2 protein-coding genes and 1 pseudogene are annotated in these 10,055 nt (G+C 69.9%); all 3 read right to left on the reverse strand.

Going from position 1 to position 10,055, the window contains the following annotated elements:
• Positions 1–55: 55 nt before the first annotated feature.
• On the reverse strand, positions 56–1,324 hold the full coding sequence (gene ccrA, locus OOK31_RS03030; protein WP_267010751.1) for a crotonyl-CoA carboxylase/reductase: 1,269 nt from the start codon (positions 1,322–1,324) through the stop codon (positions 56–58).
• The gene (locus OOK31_RS03035; protein WP_267010752.1) at positions 1,321–4,941 is read right to left on the reverse strand and encodes an amino acid adenylation domain-containing protein; all 3,621 of its coding nucleotides are present in this window, start codon (positions 4,939–4,941) and stop codon (positions 1,321–1,323) included. Before OOK31_RS03035 ends, ccrA begins: the two co-directional genes overlap by 4 nt.
• Positions 4,833–10,019, reverse strand: a pseudogene (locus OOK31_RS03040) (amino acid adenylation domain-containing protein); the annotation flags it as partial. The pseudogene OOK31_RS03040 and the gene OOK31_RS03035, both read right to left, overlap by 109 nt.
• Positions 10,020–10,055: the final 36 nt, after the last annotated feature.

Genomic DNA, 10,055 nt, shown 5'->3' on the forward strand with positions numbered 1-10,055 from the left:
GGGTCGCTTCCTGGGTCGTTCCGCGAGGTGCGGGGCTGCGGGGGCACTGGGGGGATCAGCCGGACGTACGGGACCGGGCGGGCCGGGGCACGTCGCGGCGGCCTGGCTCCGGAGTGCCGACGAGCACGCCGATGTTCCCGGAGGGGTGCCGGTTCTCGTACATGAGCTGATGGACGTCGGCGATCCCGGAGAAGGGCACGGCCAGCGACATGCAGGGGTCCAGCGAGCCCTGGGCCGCGAGTTCGGCCACGGCGCGGAACTGGGCGGTGTTCGCGCCGTGGGAACCCTGGAACCGCTTCTGGCGCATCCACAGGAAGCGCAGGTCCACATCGCCCCGGTAGCCGCTGGTGCCGCCACAGGTGACGACCATGCCGGCGTTGTCGCAGAGGTAGATGGAGGTGGGAATGGTGTCCTCGCCGGGGTGTTCCAGGACGATGCGGGGCGACCGGCGCTCCCCCAGCACGTCCCAGAAGGCCCGGCCGAAGGCGCGCATGCCGCTGCGCCACTGCGCGTACGCGACGGTGTCCTCCTCGTCGGGAACCCGGCCCCAGTGGCCGAACTCCTTCCGGTTGATCACGCCCCGGGCTCCGAGGCGCAGACAGTGCTCGGCCTTCTCGTCGTCGGACACCACCGCGACCGGTATGCCGCCGAACTGCCGCACGATCTGGATGGCCATGGAACCGAGGCCCCCGGCCCCGCCCCAGATCAGAACCGGGTCGCCCGGTTCCACCGTGTGCGGCGCCCAGCCCCGCAGCTGCCGGTAGACCGTCGCCGCGGTCAGCATGAAGCAGCCGGCTTCCTCCCAGGTCAGCCGGGCGGGCTTGGGGTGGCACTGGTACTCGTCCACCAGTGTGAACTGGGCGAACGATCCGTAGTTGGACTCGTAGCCCATCGCCAGGGCGCTGGTCGAGGTCATCGGGTCGGCGCCGAGCCGGATGTCCGCGGCGCTCTCGTCCCAGACGACGGGCGCGATGACCACCTGGTCACCCACCTTGACCTGCTCGACTCCCTCGCCCACGGCCCAGACGATGCCGGAGCCGTCGGAGCCCCCGATGTGGAAGTCCTCCGCGTGGCCGGCCTTGCGGCGGGCCGCGACCACGTCCACGGGGCTGCCGAGCGCCGCCCACACGTTGTTGTAGTTCACGCCGGCGGCCATCACCAGGACGAGGACCTTGCCCCGTGCCACCTCGGGCACGGGGACGACCTCCGTCTCGATCGCCTGCGCGGGCTGCCCGTAGCGTTCGGGCCTGATCAGCGCCGCGTGCATGTGGGTGGGCACCTCGCCCAGGGGCGGGAGCTCACCGATGTCGTAGAGGTCCTTCATCGTTCCGTGCCTTCCGACGCCACCGGCGTCTCGTCGAGGGTTTCGAGGGCTTCGAGGGTCTTGGCGAGGGGGCCGGCGATGTCGGAGACGGGACCGGCGTCCATCATCTGCGCGTGGGAGCAGGCGACGTGCAGGACGTCGACCGGGCCCGCGAGGTACGGCTCCCAGAGCCGTACCAGTGCCTCGGCGGGGGTGTCGGGGTGCTCGGCCACCACCAGGGTCACGGGGCCTTCGTGGCGGCGGGGGCGGAACCGCTGCCTGAGGCCGACGTTGTTGCGGGTGATCTCCACGAGCGCCTCCAGGCGGTCGCCGAGCAGCCGCCCGAAGGCACTGTCGGCCTCGCGCAGGGTGTCCCGCACGCCGTCTCCGGCGGCCTCGTGCTCGCCGTCCGCGTCGAGGCCGATCACCTCGAACAGGCCGCGGACGACGTCCTGCCGGTCCGGCAGCTCGGCGATCTCCTCGTCGTCCGCGGGGAACGAGTCGAGGACCACCAGCAGTTCGGTCTCCTCACCGTGCTCCGCGAGCTGCACCGCCATCTCCTGCACCACGAGTCCACCGAAGGACCAGCCGAGCAGCCGGTACGGGCCCTTCGGCTGGATCTCGCGGACCGCCCGCACGTACGCGGCCGCCATCTCCTCGACGGACTCGGGCAGTTCGTCCGCGCGGAACCCGGAGGCCTGGATCCCGTAGACCGGGTGGTCCTTCGGGATGTGCTGGAGGAACTCGGCGTAGCGCCAGGCCAGTCCGCCGGCGGCGTGCACGCAGAACAGCGGGGTGCGGCTGCCGGTCTCCCGCAGCGGGAGCACGGTGCGGAAGGCGAAGTCCCGGGCGACGGCTCCCTCTCCCAGTACGGCGGCGAGCGCGGCGGGGGTCGGGGCCGCGTACAGGTCGCGCAGCGGCAGGTCGATGCCGAAGGCGGTGCGCACGTGTCCGGCCAGCCGTGCCGCCAGCAGCGAGTGCCCGCCGAGCTCGAAGAAGTTGTCGTGGACGCCGACCTGCTCCACGCCCAACACGTCCGCGAACACCCGGCAGAGCGTCTCCTCCTGCACGGTCCGCGGGGCGGTGCGCCCCGCCTCCTGCCGGGCGGGGGCGGGCAGTGCGTCGCGGTCGAGCTTGCCGTTGGTGGTGAGCGGCAGCGCGTCCAGCACCACGTACGCCGACGGCACCATGTAGTCGGGCAGGCTCTGCTGGAGATGGGAGCGCAGCGCTTCGCCGAGCTCCGTGTCCCCGCTGCCGTTGGCGTTGCCGGTGCCGTTGGCGTTGCCGTTGCCGTTGGCGTTGCCGTTGCCGTTGTCGGCCCGGGTCACGTAGGCGACGAGCCGCTTGTCCCCCGGGCGGTCCTCCCGGACCACGACCGCGTGGTGGCCGACCGCGGGATGGGCGGCGAGCGCCGCCTCGATCTCAGCCGGTTCGATGCGGAAGCCGCGCAGCTTGACCTGGGCGTCCGCCCGGGCCACGAACTCCAGCACGCCGTCCGCCCGCCACCGCACCAGGTCCCCGGTCCGGTACATGCGGGACCCGGCCGGCCCGAAGGGGCAGGCCACGAACCGCTCCGCGGTCAGGTCGGGCCGGTTCGCGTAGCCGCGGCCGACCTGCTCGCCCGCGATGTACAGCTCGCCGGTCACCCCGATCGTGACGGGGCGCAGGGCGCTGTCCAGTACGTAGGTGCGCATGTTGGGGAGCGGGCCGCCGATGGGCACGTTGTCGGGGACGGTGTCCGTGGCGCGCATCCGGTGGTGGGTGGTGAAGACGGTGGCCTCGGTCGGTCCGTAGCCGTCGACGACGACCAGGTCCGGGCAGGCGTCGAGGACCTTGCGGACGGCCGTGGCGGGTACCACGTCGCCGCCCGTGCAGACCTCCCGCATACGGGCGAAGGCGCGCGGGTGCTCGTCCGCCATGAGCCGGAACAGGCCGGCGGTCAGCCACATGCGGGTGATGCCGTGGTCGGTGAGCAGGCGGGCGATGTCCTGGACACCGAGCCGACCGGGCGGGGCCTCGACCACCTGGTGTCCGCTCAGCAGCGCGTTCCACAGCTCCCACGTGGAGGCGTCCCAGGCGTGCGGCGAGTGGAACAGCATGCGGTCGCCGCCACCCGGCTCCGGCTCGTACGGGTCCGCCTCGACCAGGCGCAGCACGTTGCGGTGCGTCTGGGCCGCACCCTTGGGGACGCCCGTGGAACCCGACGTGTACATCACGTAGGCCAGCTGGTCGGGACGGACCACCACATCGGGCGCGGTGTCCGGCTCGGCGTCGAGGTCGAGCCCGGCGAACTCCAACTGCCGGACTGCCGGGGCCAGTTCCGGATTCCAGCCGATGTCCTGCGCCAGCGGGGCGGTGAGGAGCAGCTCGGCGCCGCTCTCCGCGAGGACGGCGGACAGACGTCCGACGGGCGACCGGGCGTCGAGCAGCAGGTACGGCGCGCCCGTCTTGAGCACGGCGAGCATCGACACGAGCAGTTCGGCGGAGCGGTCCATGAGGATCGCGACGGGACGCTCGGCGGCCGGCCCGGTGGTGGTGTGCCCTGTCGTGGTGTCGCCCTTGAGCTTGAGGAGCAGGTGCGCGAGGCGGTTCGCGCGCCGGTCGATCTCCCCGAAGGTGAGGTCGCCACGTACGGAGAGGTAGGCCGGCTCGTCCGCACGCCGTTCGGCGATCTCGGCGAAGCGCCGGTGGATGGTGACGTCCGGACCCGGTTCGCGGTCCTGGCGGGTGTTCCAGGTCGTGGTGAGGGTCAGGTGTTCTTGGGGGGTGAGGGGGGTGGTGTGGGTGAGGGGTTGTTCGGGGTGGGTGGCGATGGTGGTGAGGAGGTGGGTGAGGTGGTCGGTGATGCGGTGTGCGGTGGCTTCGTCGTAGGCGTGGGGGTTGTAGATGAGGCGCAGGTGGAGGGTGTCGTCGGTGGGGTTGTGCGCGGCAACGAGGTTCAACGGGTAGTGCACACCGTCGTTTCCGTCGCTCCCGGTGACGGTGAGCCCGCCGCTCCGCACCTGCTCGAGGGTGTCCGGCTGCACCGGATAGTTCTCGAAGACGAGGGTGGTGTCGAAGAGTTGGGGGTGGGGGGTGAGGTTGTGGATGGTGGTGAGGCTGGTGTGGTGGTGGTCGAGGAGGGTGGCTTGTTGGTGTTGGAGGCGGTGCATGAGGGTGAGGAGGGTGTCGGTTGGGTGTGTGGTGGCGCGGGTGGGGATGGTGTTGATGAAGAGGCCGATCATGTCTTCGATGCCGGGGATTTCGGGGGGTCGGCCGGAGACGGTGGTGCCGAAGACGATGTCGTGGTTGCCGGTGTAGTGGGTGAGGAGGAGGGTCCAGGCGGTTTGTAGTGCGGTGTTGAGGGTGAGTCCGTGGGTGCGGAGTTGGGTGCGGAGGGTGTGGGTGGTGGTGGTGGGGAGGGTGGTGTGGTGGGAGTGGGGTGGGGTGGGGGTGTGGTGGGTGGTGTGGGGGGTGAGGAGGGTGGGTTGGGTGAGGTTGTGGAGGTGGTTTTCCAGGTGGTGGTGGCGGTGTGGGGGTTTTGGTTGTTGAGCCAGGTGAGGTAGGTGCGGTAGGGGGTGGGGGTGGGGAGGTGGGTGTCGTTTCCGTTTGTTTGGTAGAGGGTGAAGAGTTCGCGGATGGCGAGGGGCATGGACCATCCGTCGAGGAGGATGTGGTGGTTTGAGATGAGGAGGTGGTGGGTGGTGGGGGTGAGGTGGGTGAGGGTGATGCGGATGAGGGGGGGTGTGGTGGGGTCGAAGCGGGTGGTGCGGTCGGTGTTGATGATGTGGGTGAGTTGGGTGTGGGCTTGGGTGGGGGTGAGGTGGGTGAGGTTGTGTTCGGTGAAGGGGATGGTGGTGTGGCGGGGGATGATTTGGATGGGGTTGTCGGTGCCGCGGGTGCGGAAGGCGGCGCGGAGGTTGGGGTGGCGGTTGATGAGGGTTTGGGCGGCGTTGTGTAGTGCGGTGGTGTCGAGTTCGCCTTCGAGGGTGAGTTCGAGCTGGACGGCGTAGACGTCGGGGGTGTCGTTGTCGGTGTCGTAGAGGGCGTGGAACAGCAGCCCCTCCTGCAACGGCGACAGGGGATAGACGTCTTCGAGCCCGCCGACGGCCTCGTCGTAGCGATCGATCTCGCTCTGCGTGAGGGTGACGAGGGGGAGGTCGCTTGGGGTGTGGGTGGGGGTGTGGTGGGTGGTGGTGTGGGTGGTGATGGTGGTGAGGGCTTGGGTGTAGAGGGTGGTGAGTTCGTGGATGTGGGTGGGGTTGATGAGGGTGTTGGGCCAGGTGATGTGGGTGGTGAGGCGGGGGCCGTCGGGGTGGTCGTGGGTGGCGGCGTTGATGGCGATGGTGTGGGGGGTGGGCATGTGGTCGTTGGGGTTGTGGGGGTTGAGGTGGGGGGTTTCGGGTGCGGTGGTGAAGTAGCCGGTGGTGGGGGTGGCTGATGTGGGGTTGTGTGCCTGGCTGTTGGTGTTGGTGTGGCTGTTGTTGGTGGTGGTGCGGCCGAGGTAGTTGAAGCTGATGTGGGGGGTGGGGTGGTTGGTGAGGGGGTGGTGGGGGGTGAGGTGTCGGAGGAGGCCGTAGGTGATGCCGTCGTCGGGGATGGTGCGCAGGTGTTCTTTGACGGTTTGGATGGTGTGGGTGAGGTTGTTGTGGGGGGTGTTGAGGTTGTGCCAGGTGGTGGGGGTGTTGGGCAGGCGGAGGGGGTGGAAGGTGGTGAACCATCCGGTGGTGCGGGTGAGGTCGGCGCCGGTGTGGGTTTCGTGGCGGCCGTGGGTTTCGAGGTCGATGAGGGTGCCGTGGGGGGTGGGGTGGCCGTGGCGGCGGCGCCATTCGGTGTGGGCGAGGTGGAAGGCGGTGAGGAGGATGTCGTTGATGCCGGCGTTGTAGGCGGCGGGGACGGTGGTGAGGAGGGCTTGGGTGTGGTGGGTGTCGAGGGTGTGGGTGTGGTGCTGCTGGGTGGCGGTGGTGTCGCGGGCGGGGTGAAGGGGGCGTAGGGCGGGTGTGGGGTCGGCGGGGGTGAGGACCTGGCTCCAGTAGGGGGTCTGGTCCTGGACGGCTTGAGTGGCGGCGAGTTCGGTGAGCTGGTGGGCCCACTGGCGCAGCGGGGTGCCGGCCGTATCAAGCTGGGGGGTTTGGCCGTGGTGGTGGGCGGTGTAGGCGGTGGCGAGGTCGGGGAGCAGGATCCGCCAGGACACGCCGTCGACGGTGAGGTGGTGCGCGGTGATCAGCAGACGTCCGCTCGCGGCGGGGGTGCCGGGGTCGAGGAACACGGCCTGCACCATCCGCCCGCCGGCCGGGTCCAGACGTGAGAGCGCAGCCGTCACCTGCTTGTCCAGGGCATGGATCCGGGCTTCGCCCTCGGCGGGCAGGAGCACACGGGTGAGGATCCCGCGTTCACTGGCGAGGACCCCGGGAGCGGGTTCGGGGATGTTCAGGCGGTAGGTGTCCTGCTCCGGGTCGTGGATCAGGTGGGCGCGGAGGCTGTGGTGATGGTCGAGGACCGTGGTCAGTGCCTGGTCGATGTGCTGGTAGGTGGCACCGGGCGGGGTGGTGAGCAGGACCGACTGGTTGAACTGGTCGACCGGGCCGTCCAGACCGAGGAGCCAGTGCATGACGGGGGTGAGGGGCATCTCGCCCCATCCCTCCCACACGTCTTCGCTATCCGTGTTGTCCTGGGTGGTTTCGTCGGTGGCTGCGGTGGCGAGTTCGGCGACGCTCTGGTGGAGGAAGACGTCCTTGGGGCGCAGGACCAGGCCGTGGCGGCGGGCCCGGGAGACCAGCTGGATCGAGGTGATCGAGTCACCTCCCAGCTCGAAGAACCGGTCATGGACCCCGACCCGCTCCACCCCCAGCACCTGCGCAAACAGACCCGCCAGAACCTCCTCGCGCGCGTTGCGCGGACCATCCGCTCCAGTGGCGGCCGCATCCGGGGTGGTGGGGGCGGGGAGGCGGTTGCGGTCGAGTTTGCCGTTCGCGGTCAGCGGCAGCGCCTCGAGAGTGACGAACGCGGACGGCACCATGTAGTCGGGCAGGGACTCCTGCAGAGCCTTCCGCAGCCGGCCCGCATCCACCACTGCTCCCGGGGCGGGGACGGCGTAGGCGGTCAGGCGCTTGTCACCGGGCCGGTCCTCACGCACGACCACCACACACGCGGCGACACCCCCGGTCCGGGCGAGGGCGGATTCGATCTCGCCGAGCTCGATCCGGAACCCGCGGACCTTGACCTGGTCATCGGCCCGGCCCAGGAAGTCCAGCGTCCCGTCCGCCCGCCACCGCACCAGGTCCCCGGTCCGGTACATACGAGTCCCCGCCGGCCCGAACGGATCCGCCACGAAGCGTTCCGCGGTCAGTCCCGCACGCCGCAGATAGCCGCGTGCCAGACCCGCACCCGCCACATACAACTCACCCGCCACACCCACCGGCACCACCGACAACGACCCGTCCAGCACATACACACCCGTATTCCCCACCGGAATGCCGATCGACGGCTTCGCCGAGCCGCTGAGCGGGGCGCTCATGGACACGCACACGGTGTATTCGCTCGGCCCGTAGGCGTTGATCATGCGTCGCCCACGCGACCAGGTGGCCACCGCTTCGCCGGAACAGGCGTCGCCCGCCACGATCAGGGTGAAGTCCGGCATCCGCTCCGGAGTCAGGGCCGACAGCAGGGCCGGGGGGATCAGGGCATGCGTGACGCCCTCTCGTCCGATGAGCTCGGTGAGCGCCTCCGCGTCGTGCAGCTTCTCCGTGGGTGCGAGCACCAGCGTCGCGCCCGCCAGCAACGAGACGCTGATCTCCATGAAGGCAGCGTCGAACCCCAGAGACGCGAACTGCAGCATGCGGTCCCCCGGGCTGACCGCGAAGCCCTCGATCTTGCTCGTGACGAGGTTCGGAATGCCCCGGTGGGTGACGGTGACGCCCTTGGGGCGGCCGGTCGAGCCCGAGGTGTAGATGACGTAGGCCGGGTGGTCGGGATGGACCGCCACACCCGGATCCGTATCCGGCAGACCGTCGAGGTCCGGCAACGCCTCCAGCGTCAGCAACGGCCGCGCGTCCTCCACCATGTACGCGATCCGCTCCGCCGGATACTCCGGATCCACCGGCAGGTACGCAGCCCCCGACTTCAGCACACCCAGGACCGCCACCACCATCTCCGGCGAACGCGGCAGCATCAACGCCACCGTCACCTCCGGACCAGCCCCCCGACCGATCAGATAGTGCGCAAGACGATTCGCCCGCGCATTCACCTCCGCATACGTCAGGGACACACCCTCAAAGGTCACCGCCACCGCATCCCCACGACACACCACCTGCTCCTGGAACAGGGCGGGGAGGAGAAGACGGGGTACGGCATCGGGCGTCGCGGGTCCCGTACCGATCTCGGCGAGCGTGCTGCGCTCGTCGGCCGAGAGGATCTCCAGGGTGTGGAGGGGTGCGTCGGGGTGGCCGGCCGCGGCGGTGAGGAGACGGGTGAGGTACGTGGTGACGCGCTCGGCCGTCGCGCGGTCGAACAGGTCCGTCGCGTACTGGAGGCCGCCGCTGATGCCTGCGGGGGTGGTGGCGTCGTCGTGGCTCTCGGCGATGTTGAAGGCCAGGTCGAAGAGGGCGGCGGCCTCGGTGCCCGGTACGGGTTCGAGGCTGAGACCGGGCAGTTCCAGGGTGGCGCGCGAGGTGTTGTGGTACGCGAGCATGACCTGGAAGAGGGGGTGACGGGCCAGGGTCCGCTGCGGATTGACCGCCTCGACCAGTGACTCGAAGGGGAGGTCCTGGTGGGCGTAGGCGGCGAGGTCGGTGTCCCGGACGCGGTTGAGGAGGTCGCGGAAGCTCGGATCGCCGGCGGTGTCCGTACGCAGGACGAGGGTGTTGACGAAGAACCCGACGAGGTCCTCCAGAGCGTCGTCGGTGCGTCCCGCGATGGGGATGCCGATGGGGATGTCGGTGCCGGCGCCGAGGCGGGTCAGCGTGGCGGCGATCGCGGCCTGGAAGACCATGAACATGCTCGTGTTCGTCGACCGTGCGAGCTCTGCGAGCTGCCGATGGATGTCCGCGTCCACCTCGAACACCGTGAGTTCGCCCCTGTGCGAGGGCTCCGCCGGACGAGGCCGGTCAGTCGGCAGCGCCAGCTCCTCCGGAACCCCGGCCAGGTTCTGCTTCCAGTAGTCCAGCTGCTGCGCGAAGAGGGAACCAGGATCGCCGGATTCGCCGAGCAGGTCCCGCTGCCAGAGCGTGTAGTCGGCGTACTGGACGGGGAGTTCCTCCCACACCGGCGCCGCACCCGCCTCCAGGCGTGCCGTATAGGCCTGCCCGAGGTCCCTCAGGAACGGCGCCGTCGACCAGCCGTCGGAGGCGATGTGGTGCATCAGCACCAGCAGCACCCACTCACCCTCCCCCACCCGGAACACCGTCACCCGCAACGGGATCTCGGTCTGGAGGTCGAACACATGGCGGGACGCCTCGCTGAGCCGGCCCGCGAGCTCGCCCTCCTCGCAGACCACCGACTCGAACGGCACCGCCACACCCGCGGGACGGATGTCCTGGAACGCCTCGCCGTCGGACTCGGCGATCACGGTCCGCAGCACCTCGTGCCGGCCGACCACATCACCCACGGCGGCCTGGAGGGCCGCCTCGTCCAGCGCGCCCTTCAGCCGGACCACCAGCGGCATGTTGTACGCCGAACCGGCATCGCCGAACCGGCCCAGGAACCACAGCCGACGCTGAGCAAACGACAGAGGAATCATCAGAACTCCACAGGAATCACGTAAGAGGGGGACGAC

Source organism: Streptomyces sp. NBC_00249 (assembly GCF_026342355.1).
Lineage (GTDB): Bacteria > Actinomycetota > Actinomycetes > Streptomycetales > Streptomycetaceae > Streptomyces.

Coding starts and splice junctions, on each gene's coding strand:
- ccrA (WP_267010751.1), bottom strand. CDS start 1,324: ATGAAGGACCTCTACGACATCGGTGAGCTCCCGCCCCTGGGCGAGGTG.
- OOK31_RS03035 (WP_267010752.1), bottom strand. CDS start 4,941: ATGGTCCATGCCCCTCGCCATCCGCGAACTCTTCACCCTCTACCAAAC.